Source organism: Kistimonas scapharcae (assembly GCF_039540975.1).
Classification (GTDB): Bacteria; Pseudomonadota; Gammaproteobacteria; order Pseudomonadales; family Endozoicomonadaceae; genus Kistimonas; species Kistimonas scapharcae.
Genome location: NZ_BAABFL010000459.1, coordinates 23,877 through 37,875 on the forward strand (window position 1 = coordinate 23,877; position 13,999 = coordinate 37,875).

At 63.1% G+C, this 13,999-nt stretch carries 19 protein-coding genes; all 19 read right to left on the reverse strand.

The window, feature by feature from the left end; genetic code table 11:
• Window positions 1–588: a YmfQ family protein gene (locus tag ABD892_RS21000; protein WP_345198090.1), complete on the reverse strand. Its 588-nt coding sequence runs from the start codon at window positions 586–588 to the stop codon at window positions 1–3.
• The gene (locus ABD892_RS21005) at window positions 576–1,691 is read right to left on the reverse strand and encodes a baseplate J/gp47 family protein (protein ID WP_345198091.1); all 1,116 of its coding nucleotides are present in this window, start codon (window positions 1,689–1,691) and stop codon (window positions 576–578) included. The genes ABD892_RS21000 and ABD892_RS21005 overlap by 13 nt, the downstream gene beginning before the upstream one ends.
• Window positions 1,633–2,085, reverse strand: a complete 453-nt coding sequence (locus ABD892_RS21010; RefSeq protein ID WP_345198092.1) for a phage GP46 family protein — start codon at window positions 2,083–2,085, stop codon at window positions 1,633–1,635. Before ABD892_RS21010 ends, ABD892_RS21005 begins: the two co-directional genes overlap by 59 nt.
• A complete protein-coding gene (locus tag ABD892_RS21015) occupies window positions 2,085–2,651 on the reverse strand; it encodes a phage baseplate assembly protein V (RefSeq protein WP_345198093.1) in 567 nt (188 codons plus the stop codon). Before ABD892_RS21015 ends, ABD892_RS21010 begins: the two co-directional genes overlap by 1 nt.
• Complete coding sequence (locus ABD892_RS21020; protein ID WP_345198094.1) at window positions 2,651–3,730, reverse strand: phage baseplate assembly protein; 1,080 nt, start codon at window positions 3,728–3,730, stop codon at window positions 2,651–2,653. The genes ABD892_RS21015 and ABD892_RS21020 overlap by 1 nt, the downstream gene beginning before the upstream one ends.
• Window positions 3,720–4,922: a DNA circularization protein gene (locus tag ABD892_RS21025; RefSeq protein ID WP_345198095.1), complete on the reverse strand. Its 1,203-nt coding sequence runs from the start codon at window positions 4,920–4,922 to the stop codon at window positions 3,720–3,722. The genes ABD892_RS21020 and ABD892_RS21025 overlap by 11 nt, the downstream gene beginning before the upstream one ends.
• On the reverse strand, window positions 4,919–6,613 hold the full coding sequence (locus tag ABD892_RS21030) for a tape measure protein (RefSeq protein WP_345198096.1): 1,695 nt from the start codon (window positions 6,611–6,613) through the stop codon (window positions 4,919–4,921). Before ABD892_RS21030 ends, ABD892_RS21025 begins: the two co-directional genes overlap by 4 nt.
• Window positions 6,606–6,779, reverse strand: a complete 174-nt coding sequence (locus ABD892_RS21035; protein WP_345198113.1) for a hypothetical protein — start codon at window positions 6,777–6,779, stop codon at window positions 6,606–6,608. The genes ABD892_RS21030 and ABD892_RS21035 overlap by 8 nt, the downstream gene beginning before the upstream one ends.
• Window positions 6,724–7,098, reverse strand: a complete 375-nt coding sequence (locus ABD892_RS21040) for a phage tail assembly protein (protein ID WP_345198097.1) — start codon at window positions 7,096–7,098, stop codon at window positions 6,724–6,726. Before ABD892_RS21040 ends, ABD892_RS21035 begins: the two co-directional genes overlap by 56 nt.
• Window positions 7,095–7,448: a phage tail tube protein gene (locus ABD892_RS21045; RefSeq protein ID WP_345198099.1), complete on the reverse strand. Its 354-nt coding sequence runs from the start codon at window positions 7,446–7,448 to the stop codon at window positions 7,095–7,097. The genes ABD892_RS21040 and ABD892_RS21045 overlap by 4 nt, the downstream gene beginning before the upstream one ends.
• Before the next feature lie 21 nt (window positions 7,449–7,469).
• Window positions 7,470–8,936 carry a phage tail sheath subtilisin-like domain-containing protein gene (locus ABD892_RS21050; RefSeq protein ID WP_345198100.1) on the reverse strand — a complete coding sequence of 489 codons (1,467 nt, stop codon included), beginning with the start codon at window positions 8,934–8,936 and terminating at the stop codon, window positions 7,470–7,472.
• A complete protein-coding gene (locus tag ABD892_RS21055; RefSeq protein ID WP_345198101.1) occupies window positions 8,933–9,109 on the reverse strand; it encodes a DUF2635 domain-containing protein in 177 nt (58 codons plus the stop codon). The genes ABD892_RS21050 and ABD892_RS21055 overlap by 4 nt, the downstream gene beginning before the upstream one ends.
• Complete coding sequence (locus ABD892_RS21060; protein WP_345198103.1) at window positions 9,106–9,678, reverse strand: phage protein Gp37; 573 nt, start codon at window positions 9,676–9,678, stop codon at window positions 9,106–9,108. Before ABD892_RS21060 ends, ABD892_RS21055 begins: the two co-directional genes overlap by 4 nt.
• Window positions 9,675–10,130: a phage virion morphogenesis protein gene (locus tag ABD892_RS21065; protein WP_345198104.1), complete on the reverse strand. Its 456-nt coding sequence runs from the start codon at window positions 10,128–10,130 to the stop codon at window positions 9,675–9,677. Before ABD892_RS21065 ends, ABD892_RS21060 begins: the two co-directional genes overlap by 4 nt.
• Window positions 10,130–10,546 carry a gp436 family protein gene (locus ABD892_RS21070; protein ID WP_345198106.1) on the reverse strand — a complete coding sequence of 139 codons (417 nt, stop codon included), beginning with the start codon at window positions 10,544–10,546 and terminating at the stop codon, window positions 10,130–10,132. The genes ABD892_RS21065 and ABD892_RS21070 overlap by 1 nt, the downstream gene beginning before the upstream one ends.
• Window positions 10,547–10,548: 2 nt before the next feature.
• The gene (locus ABD892_RS21075) at window positions 10,549–10,869 is read right to left on the reverse strand and encodes an HI1506-related protein (protein ID WP_345198107.1); all 321 of its coding nucleotides are present in this window, start codon (window positions 10,867–10,869) and stop codon (window positions 10,549–10,551) included.
• A 70-nt stretch (window positions 10,870–10,939) separates the two neighbouring features.
• A complete protein-coding gene (locus ABD892_RS21080; protein ID WP_345198108.1) occupies window positions 10,940–11,860 on the reverse strand; it encodes a Mu-like prophage major head subunit gpT family protein in 921 nt (306 codons plus the stop codon).
• An 11-nt stretch (window positions 11,861–11,871) separates the two neighbouring features.
• Window positions 11,872–12,918 (reverse strand): phage protease, encoded by a 1,047-nt coding sequence (locus ABD892_RS21085; RefSeq protein ID WP_345198109.1) that lies wholly within the window; start codon window positions 12,916–12,918, stop codon window positions 11,872–11,874.
• Between the two features lie 66 nt (window positions 12,919–12,984).
• Entirely contained in the window at window positions 12,985–13,917 is a 933-nt protein-coding gene (locus ABD892_RS21090) for a GTP pyrophosphokinase (protein WP_345198110.1), read from the reverse strand.
• Window positions 13,918–13,999: the final 82 nt, after the last annotated feature.

A 13,999-nucleotide genomic window follows, 5' to 3' on the forward strand; every position in this document is an offset into this window, starting at 1 on the left:
TTAAAATGTTGTTTCGTCGGAATAGGCGAACCACAACACCAGGTGTGAGGCCCAATACTTGCGGATCGACGACTCCAGTAGTTCATTACCCCAGGTACGCAGCGTCTCACCGGAGGCAAAACCCGCACGCAGCGAGCGCGGTGTCACGGTTGGCGCATGGACGGTGGCGGCATGGTCCCAGGCTTCACCACAGGCTTTTTCTCCTGTGCGGGAACCTGCCCGGAACGCGCTGTGCTCCTCAATGCGGATCCGGTAGCCCAGCCTCTCCGCCAGGCGCACGTAATAGCCGGGATTGAGGCTACCCACGGTTTTCAGCAGGCTGGCGACACGTTGCCGGCGGGTCTCCACGGTCTCGCCGTTGGTATCCAGCACCAAGGAGTCCTCCCACTCCGGCAACAGCCGGGTGGCACGATCCGGGCGCAGCTCCCGGCGCAGTTCTTCCGCCAGCGCCGCCAGACGGGCCGGTTCCGCCGCCAAACCATCCAGCAGCTGCATCAGCAGGCTGTCCTGGTCATCGCTCCAGGCGGCACCTCTGGGCAGCAGTGCCCGAAGTGTCTGTCGATAGACTTCCCGGTTCAGCTGCGCCATGTCACAGCCCCCACGGTGACCATTTCATCGGGATCGGTCGCGGTATTGCCCGTCGGGCTTTCCAGCACGTAATCTGTCGCGCCCAGCTTGACCGCCTCGGCCAGGTCCGTGAGCAGCAACGTGGCGCCGGGACGTGACGCCCGCACCATCAGCGCCGCCAGTTCGTTCTCTACCTTCAGGCGGATGGCTGGCGTATCCGGTAGCAGTCGTATGGCAGGATTCAGTGGCTTGAGCCGGGGCGCGAACACGCTGACCGTGGCACCGGTCGGCCGCCCCTCCCACTCCCCGGTCACAGGGTTCTGGTGGCCTTCAATCCACGCTGCCACCGCCTGGATCACGCTGGCATCCGGGCGCGGATCCACCGGGTCGTCCGTAGCGACACAGACCCCCACCGTGCCGGCGCCAAAGTATCGCGGCAGGCACCAGGCGCGGCTCACTCCCGGTACTTCCATGGCCCAGCGCTCATAGTCAAAGTCCGCCCCGCCATGGGGAGGATGGCGCAGGCGCTGGCGCAACCGGCCCCGCATCGCGTCGATGGTTTCCTGCGCCACACCACCGGTAAGTCCATCAACCACTGTCGCCTGACCGTCCAGACCCGCCACCGGCGCCATCAGGGTCAGGGTGGCACCCGCCGGGGTGTTGCCGTCCAGGCCTCCCTCTGTTGCGGTGACAGTGACACGGTCATTGGTACCGGTCAGGATGTAGTCTTCCGTTGTCGTAAAAAGTTTTCCGTCCGGGCGCTGCCACTGGCTGCCTTTTTGCAACTGGGTACCGGCCTGGCCGTTGAGGCTGACTACGCCACCGGCGGCCACCGCCGGTTTTTGCCAGAGTCCCCAGAAGTCACAGTGCTCCAGGAACTCGGCCTCGTCCGCCTTGTCCGGCACCACCTGGCGCGCCACCCATGCCAGGTGGCTGTGCTGGTCACGACTGAGTCCCGCCTGGGCGGTGGACAGCACGTTCAGCAGGTTACGCCGGGGACGCGCGTAACTGCCCGGCAGGCCAGCCTCCACATCTCCCTGCACACGGGCGATCAGGGTCTTGAGGTCAGGGGTTTCGTAGGCCATTGAGCGCCTCCCATACATGATCAAATCGGTACGCCTCACGCCGGCCGTCCGGTCGCTCAATGGCAACCTGCAGCGCCAGCCGGTCGGGGCGTTGCAACTCTGCAGTGACCTGCACCCTGGCGGCCACGCCGTCATCCAGCAGCCACTGCAGGGCTTCGCGGGCATAGCCCCTAGCCCGCTCGGCAGTCTCCGGCAGCAGTTTCTCCCGGCCCAGCAGCCAGAGCCGTGAGCCGATCCGGTCGTCACCGTCCTGGAAACTATCCCCCCACCATCCGCGGGGATCCAGCCCCGTCGCCACATCACCGGGCTCGGCGCGGCGATCCGTGAACAGGCTGACAATGACCGCCGTCTCCAGGCTGTCATCCCGGGCCAGGTCGGCGTCACTGAGCAGCAGGTCAAAGCCACCGCCGGCAAACACCAGGCGCGCATCCATCAGACCGGCCTCCCGTCACTGCCATGGAGGTGGGTCTTGCCGGAAATGCCGCCACTGTCGTGATCCGCGGCATGGCTGACACCTGTCACGGTCTGATCACCACCAATGGCCACATCACCGGTAAACGACGCTAACGGCGTATCAAAGGTGATAGCCTCCGCCGCCTGCACTTCCAGGGTGTTACAGATCAGCACAGCCCGGCCGTCTCTGGTCAGCAGCAGCCGGTGGCCTTCGTGGTGATAAAGGCAACTGTCGCCGGCGGTCAGATCAGTGGGTCGGTTGCGAGGATCATCCAGCGCCACCACGGTGAGCTGGCCACGGACACCACCAGGGGCAAGTACCAGAGCTTCCGCACCGGTCAGTGGGACGGAGGTATGGCCATAGTTCTGCACCCGCGGCACCCCGGCGGCCACTTCACCGCCGGCCATCTTCAGCTGCAGGTTCTGCCGACGACGCTGGTCGTTGATTCCGGTGACCACTGCGCGCCCCGCCAGCAATCGCAGGCGGCGCTGCAATGGCATTAACGCCCGGTTTAACAGCCGTTGAATGTCCGTTAAAGCCCCCATTAATAAAGCCCTTCCATATCGGTTTCACTGAGCGGTTCCGGGGTCAGCCCCGCCGCCGGCATCAGTTCCAGCTCGGTCCTGGTGCCGCCCTCATCCAGGGAAAACGCCACATTGACGATCAGCAGCGGCTTGCTCTCCGAGTAGCCCAGGAAGCCGTCCTCCAGCGCCACCGGGGTATTGGTGCGCCAGAGCTTGCCGTCACTGGCACGCCATCCCTGCACGGTGATGGCAGCCCGGTTGCCGCTGGCCATGGCGCGGGCCGCCTGCCACTTCGCCCGGTTATCCGCCGCCTGCGGGTCAAGGGAATCCTCCGCCTGCAGCAACCGGGGCCGGTAGCGGGTGATGGCCGGGTCGGTGATCTCGCCGGTCACCGCGAGCCCCTGGGCGCTGAGGTTGTCACCGGCCTGTCCGCCGGCATCCGCCAGCCCTTCCACGCGATACAGGCTGTAACGGTCACGGTGGCTGGCGGTCAGCTCGGCGGTGAGGATCTCGCGCCCCAGCGCCAGCCGGTAACGGGCAGGCCCGGTGTCCGGGCTGGTGATCAGCAGCCGCCCCTGGCTGTCCACGGTCAGCAGCACGCCCCGCATCCGGCTGGCCCGTTCCAGGGCTTCGAAGACAGTCTCCCCGGGTTCCACCCGGAAGGTGATAAAGGCCTGTTTGGCCTGGTCAGGAATCTGCGCCTCGGTCACACCAATGCCGTAGGGCTGGCAGAACGCGCCCGCCAGTCCCTTGAGGCTCAGCCCCTTGATCTCGCCGGCCTTCTCCGGCAGCACCGAACAGTCCGGCAGGTCACCGGTCAGGTCACGGCCGGAGACGCTCACCTGGTGGTTCTCGCCGTCATACCGGACCACCGCCTCATCAATGTGTCCCTCGATCACGGTTTCACCGTCCAGGGACAGACGACAGCGGCTGCCCGGCTTGATGGGCTTGCCAGTCAGGTTGCCCGGCCACTTCTCGGTCAGCGTCAGGTTAAAACTGCCGGAAAGCGCCAGCAGGCTGCGGTTAATGTGGGCCGAGGTCCAGCCGCCATGGATCTGGCCGTCGACGGTCAACTCGACCGGGTAGTGGTCAGTCGCCATAGAGCACCTCCAGTGGCTTGACGGGAACAAACGACGGATGACTTACGGTATTGCGGCGCACCAGGTCATCTGCACGGCTAGCGTCGTTCAGCTCCCGGTAGGCAATCACCACCGCCGGTTCTACTGCCACGGGATTCAGGGTGGCGGTCTGGGGCAGGCGCGCGGCGCTGCTGTCGAGATGGACAACCATGGCCTGGCGTAGCCCGGTCAGGGCCGTGGTCATCACCGGGTCGGCACTCAGCAGGCGGTCACCGATCCGGTCGGACCAGTCCAGTCGCCAAGCGGCGGCCTGTTCCGCCGAGTCCGGTGTCAGTGTCGCCAGGGTCTGCACCGCGCTGACCAGGGCGGCGTCCGCCACCAGGGTGGCCACGGCCCGTTCATTGGCAGCCGTCCGGGCCTCGATCACGGTGGAAGAGTACGGTGGCACGCTGTAGTCGCCGGCGTCCCAGTCGTCATAACCGCCCCAGTAGTCAAACAGGTTTTCGTACACCCCCAGCGCTGCCAGCGGGTTCCAGGCAGCAATGGCCAGCAGCTCCGCCTGGATGGCAATAAACAGCTTGCCCGGCTCCGCCGCCAGCTCCACAAGGTCAGTAACAATGTCCTGTAAACCATTGATTTGGCCGATAATCCCGCCGGTCACCGCACGGATTTTGTTGAGTACGCCCTCCACCATGGCCGTGGCCTGGGCCAGCACCTGATCGGGCCAGCTCTTGTCCTCGCTTTTGACCTGGTAGTTCTGCGCCAGGTTGGACTGGCTCATGTCCCAGGCCTTGCCGCAGGACTGCTGCAGGTGGGCGCCGGTATCCGGTCGCACCGTGGGCAGGTCATTGCCGCCGGCCTCAACAAAGCGGATGGAGAACCGGGCGCAGCCCCCTTCCCGGGTAGACTCGCGCAGGCTGAAACCGGTCAGCTGCACCATCATGGTTCCCTGCCACGGGTGCACCAGTTCGCCGGGGCCTTTCTGTGCAAAGACCTGTTTCAGGGCGTCGCGGGCATCCATGTAGTCCGCCCCGATCACCAGGCACTCCAGACTCCGCTCTCCGGCCTTGCGGCCCAGGTCTTCGGCGTAGGGCTTGTCCCGCAGCGGGTACTGGTGCACCGCCACCCGACGGCCACCGTCCTCGCTGTGGCTCTCGCAGTAAAACGGTACGCCACGGAAACTGCCGGGCAGCATTCTCTCGCGCCAGCTCATCCCACCACTCCCATGCTCATGCCGGTGTCCACATCCAGCGCCAGGCGGCTGTTGCTCTCCAGCTGTTTCACGGTCGGCCGGCCTTCGCTGTCGATGGTGATCTTCAGCTCGCCCTGCATGGAGCCGCCGGTCACCGCCTCGGCGGTCTCACCACCGGCCCACTCGCCGGCCACGTAGCCGCCAAGACCACCCAGGGCAGCACCGAGCGCGGTGCCGATCCCGGGCAGGATGGCGGTGCCAATGGCCGCCCCCAGTTTCATGCCCAGGGCGCCGCCTGCCATGCCGCCGGCCAGTTCGGATCCGGCCACGGCTTTTTGTTTCGCGGTCATGCTGTCATCGGTGGCGATGTTGTAGGCCTGGTAAGCCCCGCCGGCCACCGCCAGCGGTACCGCTGCCTTTGACGCTACCGAGAGGGCCTTGCCGCCGTAGCGACCGATGGATGCGCCAAGCCGGTTCAGGCGGCCACCCCGGGTACGACGGGTCGACTTGCCCGGCTTCTTGCCGGTATCAGCGCCCATCGCATCCAGTGGCATGGAGACCATCTGCACGTAGAGCGGCGTGGCCGGCGTCAGACCGCGACCACCAAAGCCACCGGCAGCGGCAGCACCTTTCGCGCCGCCCTTGCCTAATACCCCGCCAATACCCTTGGCCAGCCCGCCGCCGATGCGCAGCGCCTTGTTAGCCAGGTAAATGGTGGCCAGAATCTTGGCTAGGTTGGCATAGCCGCCGGTCTGCTCAGCAATAAACGACACCGCCTTACCCACGGCGGACAGCACCTCATATAACCCCGTGCCCACTTCCTTGGCCGCACGCAGGCCGGCGACCAGTTCATCACTGACCACCTTTGCCTTCTCATTCAGTGTGCCGTCGTCGTTCATCTGGTTGAGGGTGTCCAGCAGCCCGCCGATCTCACCCTTCAGCTCTTTGAACGCGCCCTGCTCCATGACCAGATTCTGGAACCGGGTCCACTGGTCGGACAGGTTGGAGGTCATACCGCCCCAGCTTTGGCTGAGGTCGTTCATGGCGCCGCCGTACTTGTCGTTCCAGATCGCCTGCAGGGTGGACTGGATCATGGCACGGTTGGATTTGTTCGCCGCCTTGGTCATGGTCTGGCCGTTGGCGGTGTACTCGTAAACGATCCGGTTGCCTTCCGCCCGGGCCTTGATGCCAAACTCCTTGAGCCGCTCGTTCTCGCCGGTGATGGCATCGGCCATGGCTTCCACCGCCTGCTCGATGGGCTTGCCCATGGCGGCGGCGGTATCACCCAGGGTGGTCAGCAGGCCGTCCTTGACCGGGTCGAGGCCATAGGCCTTGAGTTTCACAAAGCTGTCGGTGACCTGGGCCAGCTCGTAGGGAGTGCTCGCGGCAAAGTCACTGACCCAGTCCATGGCCTGTGCGCCTTTCTCCTTCGATCCTTCCAATCGGGAGAGGATGATCTCGAACCGCTCAAACTCGGCAGCGGTGTCGATGAAGGTCTTCTTGAACGCAAAGGCGGCTGCGCCACCGGCCAGCACGGCCCGGTTGCCGTAGCGGTCGATACCGTCGGAAGCCGCTGTCGCCGCCCGGTTCAGGGAGGCAAAGTGGCGACTGCCGGTCTGCGCCATCCTGCCCAGGCTCTGGCTGTATTGCTGCGCTCGCCGGGTGAGGTTCCCGGCGAGGTCAATAACCACAGAGGCTTTCATATCACGCATGGGCGTTTCCTGTGACGGTCTTCAGCATCCGGACAAACCGGCTCAGCGGCAGTGCGCCCAGCCACTCCGGCCGGGCATGAGTGCGACAGGCCAGCAGGAGCAGTGCATCATCAAGCGCCTGCGCCTGCCGGCTGAACTCGCCCCCGCGCCTCCAGCTCTTTCGCAACAGCGGCGTCCAGCTTCTCCACCTCGTCCTGGAGCTTTTTCAGGTCACGGCTGGACAGTTTCGCCAAGTCAGTAAACGACAACGGGCCATTGATCGCGCCCAGCTTTTTTACCTGGCGGCGCAGCAGTTCCAGCCCCATCAGGCTGGGAGACTGCACCATCTGGTAACCGTCCGGGGTGGGAATCACCCGCTCGGAGGCCTGCATGGCGTCGATCACGTCCCCTGCGCCCAGCTGGCGCAGCTTGACGGTGCGGTGGATCTCCACCGTGTCGCCTTCACCGATCCGCAGGCCGTCTTTCAGTTCAAAGGTCATCGTCATGCCCGCTTGCACTCCACGCCGCTGAACTTGAGATCCACCTCACCGCTGTCCGCCGACAGGCTGGGCGGTTCACTCACCCAGGCCTCGACAATGATGTAGCGATCACCGGTGTCGGTCTCAAAGTCCACGGTGGCGTCGGTGATCTTGCCCAGTGCGATCAGGTCGGTGTCACGGGTATGGGCCACCTTCAGGGACAATTCCGGCGCGGTGATTTTTTCGGTATGACCCCAGATCCGGTTGCTGCCGGTCTTTGCCTCCCGGGACATGCCGCCCACATTCAGGGACGCACCATCCAGGGAGCGCAGTTCCTGCCCGTCCACCCGGATGACCGCCTTGCCTGTAATCTGCATATAAAGCCTCCTTAAAAGCCCTTAAAGAATGAATTGCAGCTTCGCGGCAAACACCCGCAGCTGGTTGACGATATCCGGGTGTGCCAGTACATCCAGGCGGTTGCGATCATCGGCATTGCGTTCCACGACCAGCGACGCCTTGTACTGCTCGAAGTTCTCCACCAGGCCCTTGGCTTCCAGTTCGGTGAACAGGGCCAGCAGCTCGGCGCGGATGATCCCGGGGGTGACAATGGCCTGACCAGGATTAAACCGGGCACCGTCGTTAGCCAGCTTGTGCCGGGGGAACTTCTGGGTGATCCGGGTCCGGGTGGCGTAGCGGATATACGACAGCGTTGCCGGTGTGGTGATGTCCAGGTAACTGGGATCGGGATCCCCGAATTGGTTTTCCTGGTAGGTGCTGATCTCCCGCTCAATCTGCACCACGTCACCGGCGCCCACGTTATGGGTGGCGATGCCGTCGTGGAGCAACAGCTCCCGCTCGGTGCGGGTCCAGCGATCCTTGATGGCCGGCGGTAGGATGCCGGGCAGCGGCAACGTCTGCAGGGGACGCGCCGGGTCAATGGCCAGCGAGGCCGCCGCCATCACGCCATAGACCGCCGCCCAGACAAACCCCGGCTGGGGCGCACGGCCCGCGCCCATGCAGGAGAGCAAAAACTGGTTCTGGCTGTTGCCAAAGGTGCCGATCTCGGCATGGCTGCCGCGGATCGCGCTGTAGGTCACCGAATCGATCATCCGGTCAGGGCCCCAGCGATCCATCAGTTCAATGGACAGGGCGTTGAGGTTGGCGGTATCCAGGTAAGGCATGACCAGGCTCTGGTACCACTCGTCGCCCATGGCCGCCAGTGCCACACCGATATCCGGGTTGGCGCTGCCACCGGTCATGGCGGTGACCGCCACGGTGAGCCCTGCAGGTGTTGCTTCACCCGGGTAATAGTTCACCCGCAAGTCGATGTCATTGCCGATCTCGCCCTTGTGCCGGCTAGTGATCTTCAGCTCGCCGTCCGTTGCCGCCGCTGTCACCAGCAAACGACTGTTGCCGTTGATCAGCCCGGCCGCTTTCGTGACAACGGCAGCCGCCGCATCACCGGCCGCCACCCCTACCTGCACCCGTTCGCCGCCGATCATCAGGCTGAGGGTGCCCGCTGCCGAGGCTGTACCGGTCAGGGCGAAGTTACCCGCGGCCGCATTGCCCTGGCTGTTATCGTCCAGGGCGATGACCCAGGTCTCCAGCTGGTCGTTGGCCTGCTTCAGGTGGCGGAACATGGCTGCCAGCATGGAACCGGCGCCGAAGGCCTGCTCCGCCTGGCCGGGACTGGTGATGCGTACCGGCTCACCGGCGGCCACCGTGCCCGTACTCAGCCGCTGGCCGAACACCAGCAGCCGGTGCATGGGCGCCGGGGTACCGCTGATGGCGCCGCTGTTGTCAATCTCGATATAGGCGAGCGGCACCCGTACCGTGTTGGGAATGTCGTTAAACGAGATACTCATGCCGCGCCTCCTTTCTTCGCGTTCTTGCTGGCAGTGGCCTTGACCACATCGCCGTCCGCCAGTCGGCGGCGCCAGTAGCCGGTCAATACGACCGACTCACCGTCGGCGGCCAGGTGGCTACCGTCCGGCTTGCGAACCTTCAGCCCATCGGCGGGCTTGATTGTGAATGTCATGGGCGGGTCTCCTGCTCCAGTTCAATCGTGGCTTCCATGGTCGGTTCACCGTCGCCGGGCGCACTGTCCCAGGTGGCTGACAGGGTGGCGAAAGTATCCAGTCCGCTGTCCGCATCCACAGGCTCGATCAGCACCGGCTGCTGCCAGCCCACCGCCCAGAGCGCCACCCCCAGCTTGTCCACCTCAGTGGTGGTCAGGTTGCGGGCGTCAATAGACTTGACCGACTGGGCCTTGTCGTTCCAGGTGTTGTCGATCACCGTGTGGGCCAGTTGCCCAGCCAGGGCTTCGGCCTGGGTGTCTCGGGTAACGCCTGGCAGATCCCGGGTCACGATGTAGACAAAGAAGGAGGCATCCCCCCAGATCCCGCCATGGCGGCCAAAGCGTTCCTGGCAGTTACGCACCCCGTCGGTACAGACCAGCAATGCCGGGCTGGCCGTGCCGTGGCGCTTGATCTCGGCCACCGAGTCAAACCGGCCACGATGGGACTCGACCATCCGCACCTTCTTTGTCTGCCGGTAGTCGTCTGTCAGTTGGGCGACAATGGCCGCCTTCACCGCGTCCAGGCTCATGCGTCCCACACTCCTGCGATAAAGTCCCGGGTAATGGCGTTGAGGTCATCGGCATTCTCCCGGCTCAGTCCCAGGTACTCCCGGGCAGGGATGGCGCTGCCCACTGGCGCGCCGCCGTGCTGGTGAATGGCCGCATAGACCAGCGGTGAGCCCACCTCTACGGCGTTGCCCTGGCGCTGGTAGCTGATGCTGTCGATCAGGTGACCCTGGTACTCCAGCAGGCCGCCGGAACTTTTGGCGGCCTTACGCTTGCCCCAGTCATCCGTGAGCGGTTCCCAGGCGCGGCCGTCCGGGCTCTCCTTCTCCTCGCTGAGCCGGCGCCGGGTCTGGCTTTCGGCTTCCGCCCCCAGCCCTTCCAGCAGGTCGGCCTTGTCCAGCTCGGCCAGCTTTTCCACCTGGCGCTGCGCCTGGTTAATGCCGTCGAGGTTGTAGAGGATCGCCGTGCCCGCCATCAGAGCAGCCCCGCCAGTGAGTCGCGGCTCAGGCGACGGGGGCCGGAGGCCAACTGCACGTCGCCCGCCGTGTTCTCCGCCGCCTTCTCCGCATCGGGCAGTCCCAGGCTGATCACGCCCTTCGCCAGTTGCTCCAGGGTCTTGACCGAGGCCTTGTAGCGATTCTCCGCCAGCTCCGTCATGCCGGCGGCATCATCCGCCAGCCAGTAGAGGGCGATGGTCACGCACAGGTTGCGCACCGTGCTGGGCGTGGTCGCCAGCGGCAGCACGTAGCGCTTGCCGAGGTACAGGTCGATCTCGTCAGACGCCTGGGTGATGGCGCGGGACGCCGCCTGGGCGTCACCATTGGTCAGCACCAGCAGGCTGTCCTCCCCGATCCGGTCGACCAGGTCCTGCTCCGTGGCGTAGGCGGCCATGGTTATTCCTCAACCACCAGGCGTGGCTCGGCCTTGATCCGGGCCAGCTGTTCGTCGGTCAGTGCCACCGTGACGCCGTCCGGGGTGAACCGGATACCGCAACGGAAGAAGTCGCGCTTGTCCGTGGAGCGGACCGTGACCTGGTGCTTGTCGCTTTTCGCCGGGGCCGGTGTTTTCACCGCAGGCTGATCAGCCGACGATCCCGGCTTGACCTGGTCTTGTGGCTTGTCGGTATCCGCCTTGGCAGGCACTTTCGTGGCCGGCTGTTTGGCCGGGGCTTTTTTCTCCGGCGCCTTCTTGGCCGGTGCAGGCTTGTCAGTCATGGGCGTGCCTCGCTGTCAGTTAAAGAGGGGGCCGGTCATGCCCGGCCCGGTGCCATCCCTGGCGCCATGATCAGGCGCCCGCCGCCTCAATGTACGGACTGACCAGCAGGTCGCACTTGTTGTAGTGGATGTTGCTGGCGCCGCTGGCGTCGTTCATGGCCTTGATCAGCTTCTGCGCAGGCGCTTCATTGCCCGGCCCCACGACCAGCAGGGTCGGCTTCATGCCCAGGCGCTTGTCGCCGTCGGTCTTCATCTGGCGCAGCATCTTGCAGGCTGTTTCGAAGTTGGCAGCGTCCAGGGCGCTCTTGGCACCAATGGCCAGCTGCGGGAAGGTGTAACCCACGTTCAGGCGGCAATCGACGCCGTACAGGTACTCCTTCGCCTTGAACACATGATCCGAGCTGTTAGGGTCGGTCTTGGTGACAAACTCCGCCCGCTGGCGCATCTGCAGCAGGAACGGCTTGAGCACCTTGGAGGTGTCCAGCAGGAACCAGGGCTCGCCGCTGCCGGCAATCATGTTGCTGTAGGTCGCTGCCGTGCCGGTGCCGTCGACATTGGGGAAGATCGGGTGGTCAGTATCAAAGAAGTACTGGCCGTCATGGCAGTCACTGGAGAAGCCGGCCATCATCAGGGCGTACACCAGCTCATCCGGGAAGGTCACCGCCTCCTCGCCCATGTTCTCGAAGATCATGCCGTAGACACCGTGCTGGTCATCCAGGATGTCATTACGGGGCACGCCCACGGTGGACTCGTAGTCCTTGTTCTCGATCTCGTAACCCTTGGCGGCCAGCGCCTTGATCTGGCGTTCACCGACCCACTCGGAGAACTTGGGGAACTTGCTCAGCCAACCGTAGGTATTGGAACGGGTCGAGCTGGGCACCTCGGTAGCCACCATGTTCCAGGTGGGCTTGGCGCGTTGCAGGCCGCGCTGGAAGTTCGCCTTGTAGCCCGTGAACAGGCTTGAGAGAACGGCAGGGGTAATATTCGGCATTGTCGTCTCCTTTATGCCTGTGGGGTGTCAGCCTTGGCGGCCAGGAACTCTTCGGCGGTCAGGCCGAGGTCCCGGCACAGGGCCAGCTCGGTGTCGTCCAGCTTGCCCTGCTGGGCTTCCGGCTTGCGGTCTTTCACGGACTGGTCCGAGATCACCTTGGGCGCCGTGGCAACAAAGGTACGGAAACGCTCCAGCCCGCCCTGGTCACGGCAGACCGCCAGGTGATAGTCCTTGCTGGCCGGCGCCACCTTGCCGTCCTTGATGGCCGCATCCACTTCCGCCTCGATCTCGCGGTCACGGTAACCGGACAGCTGAGTTTCGGCGTCCTGGGCACGGTTCAACGCCAGGTCGTGATCGGCGCGGGGTACAAACTGCGCCGGATCCGGGGTCTGGGCACGGTTCAACGCGGTCTGGTGATCCGCCTTGAGGGTGTTCACGGCCTGGAGGGCTTCCTGCTCCGTGGCAGTGTCTGCCAGCCCGAGGGCCTGACAGAGGATGACTGGCAGCGGCATGGCGTCTGCTCCTTCTGGTTGCGGTGGGTTGGAAGGGGTTTCGTGATTGAGCGCCGGCAGCTGGGTCAGGTTCTGCTGGTTGGTAAGGCCCACTGACTTGATGCGCAGGACGTTGCCGGCGCTGTCATAGATGAAGGCCGGGCTGTAATAGCGGTTCTTCTTGCTCAAAACCCGCTCACGGCCATGGTCAAGCCACTCCAGCCGGCCCCAGATGGCGCCATCGCGGTTTTCCAGCTCGGCAATGGGGAACCAGCCCTGGGCCGGGGCGTCCTCGCCCTTCGGGGCTTTCAGCTCCGAGGCGTGTTCGATATCCAGGGGAATGTCGCGTCCATAGGCGCGGGTATAGCGAATGACGGCGTCAGGGGAAGCGTTGTTCCAGCTGCGACCATCCACGCCACTGAAGCGCCCTGCCGGGATCAGTTCCAGCCACTCCGGCAGCACCTGGTCATCAGCAACGGCAGGCAGCTCGAAGTTCAGCGCAATACAGGCCTGCGCATCGGCAGGCTGCTGGCTGTTGAGAGCAAGAAAAGTTTTAAAGGGTTTCATACCGCCAGAGTACGGCGGTATGTTATATGGCGGGTTTTAAATGGTTTTACACACTTGCATGTCAGCTTACCAAGTTGGCGCCAAACCTAAATCTCTGTATATCCCATTCAGTGAATCATGTGGTAAAGGCCACACTTTGGGCAGCAGATGTCGACGACGATTGGCAAGATAATAAAGCAGAGTAATTGTTGGCTGCCGGTAAAGCGTATCATCATTCCAATGGTCAATGATTTGCGATTCCATGTACTTGTTTTCAGGGTTATCCCAGAATTCCTGGAACTTTTCGGGCGTTTCTTTACTCAACAACTCTTGTAAGGCATCCAGCACAAAACTCATGCTTTTCACATCATACTCATAGCAGACATCTTGACCTGAGATAATCTGCTTAAAACGATCCTTGAGTACGGTTTCCCAGGATTCGAGCTGTTGACCTGGCCCCGCAAGTAGTTCTTTTGCCTTTACCAGCAGATCATCAGTGGTTTCCATCAGTGCCATGCTTTTGGCAATCGTTCGATGAACCAGTGCATCAGCCGTCACATTGCCCTTATACAAGGTATCATGTGTTACCTCAGCATACGCATGCTGCAAGAGTGTTCGAATCTGGATTTCGCAAGGGGTTCCTTCAGACACTTGCAAATCGCCAGTAGCACTATGGAGATCAATATCTCTTTTAGCCCTTACAACGTAGTGCATGGACTGGTAATCAAATAAGCGTGGGTCTTTGTCCTTTTCCTGCTGAAAATCACGATCCAGAGAATATTCCCAATCAGGATGAGATTCGACAATCCCCTGTAGTACGTTGATATCTCTGGTCAACAGCACGACAAACCGAATACCCACCTTATCGGTGATATCCGCATAAGGATCCTGATACTTACCCTTCTTTCGTACAAATGCCTTATTGATCAATGAATCCAGTGTCTTTGTACGGACACTGGGTTCCATTTTCATTGATTCATAGTAGCCATCATCGCCTACTTGGCTTCTAAGGAGTTCCACAACCTTAAATCCCGCTTAACCTTGGGAATGTGAGCAAGCTGGCCGTACTTTTGGCAACAGAGTACAGTTTTTGCACAAAACG

What these genes read in the sequence shown, in the direction of transcription:
- ABD892_RS21065 (WP_345198104.1), bottom strand. Translation starts at nt 10,130, where the DNA reads ATGGCGGGCACGGCGATCCTCTACAACCTCGACGGCATTAACCAGGCG.
- ABD892_RS21060 (WP_345198103.1), bottom strand. Translation starts at nt 9,678, where the DNA reads ATGAGCCTGGACGCGGTGAAGGCGGCCATTGTCGCCCAACTGACAGAC.
- ABD892_RS21030 (WP_345198096.1), bottom strand. Translation starts at nt 6,613, where the DNA reads ATGCGTGATATGAAAGCCTCTGTGGTTATTGACCTCGCCGGGAACCTC.
- ABD892_RS21020 (WP_345198094.1), bottom strand. Translation starts at nt 3,730, where the DNA reads ATGGCGACTGACCACTACCCGGTCGAGTTGACCGTCGACGGCCAGATC.
- ABD892_RS21050 (WP_345198100.1), bottom strand. Translation starts at nt 8,936, where the DNA reads ATGAGTATCTCGTTTAACGACATTCCCAACACGGTACGGGTGCCGCTC.
- ABD892_RS21010 (WP_345198092.1), bottom strand. Translation starts at nt 2,085, where the DNA reads ATGGATGCGCGCCTGGTGTTTGCCGGCGGTGGCTTTGACCTGCTGCTC.
- ABD892_RS21000 (WP_345198090.1), bottom strand. Translation starts at nt 588, where the DNA reads ATGGCGCAGCTGAACCGGGAAGTCTATCGACAGACACTTCGGGCACTG.
- ABD892_RS21075 (WP_345198107.1), bottom strand. Translation starts at nt 10,869, where the DNA reads ATGACTGACAAGCCTGCACCGGCCAAGAAGGCGCCGGAGAAAAAAGCC.
- ABD892_RS21025 (WP_345198095.1), bottom strand. Translation starts at nt 4,922, where the DNA reads ATGAGCTGGCGCGAGAGAATGCTGCCCGGCAGTTTCCGTGGCGTACCG.
- ABD892_RS21070 (WP_345198106.1), bottom strand. Translation starts at nt 10,546, where the DNA reads ATGGCCGCCTACGCCACGGAGCAGGACCTGGTCGACCGGATCGGGGAG.
- ABD892_RS21085 (WP_345198109.1), bottom strand. Translation starts at nt 12,918, where the DNA reads ATGAAACCCTTTAAAACTTTTCTTGCTCTCAACAGCCAGCAGCCTGCC.
- ABD892_RS21015 (WP_345198093.1), bottom strand. Translation starts at nt 2,651, where the DNA reads ATGGGGGCTTTAACGGACATTCAACGGCTGTTAAACCGGGCGTTAATG.
- ABD892_RS21080 (WP_345198108.1), bottom strand. Translation starts at nt 11,860, where the DNA reads ATGCCGAATATTACCCCTGCCGTTCTCTCAAGCCTGTTCACGGGCTAC.
- ABD892_RS21055 (WP_345198101.1), bottom strand. Translation starts at nt 9,109, where the DNA reads ATGACATTCACAATCAAGCCCGCCGATGGGCTGAAGGTTCGCAAGCCG.
- ABD892_RS21040 (WP_345198097.1), bottom strand. Translation starts at nt 7,098, where the DNA reads ATGACGATGACCTTTGAACTGAAAGACGGCCTGCGGATCGGTGAAGGC.
- ABD892_RS21045 (WP_345198099.1), bottom strand. Translation starts at nt 7,448, where the DNA reads ATGCAGATTACAGGCAAGGCGGTCATCCGGGTGGACGGGCAGGAACTG.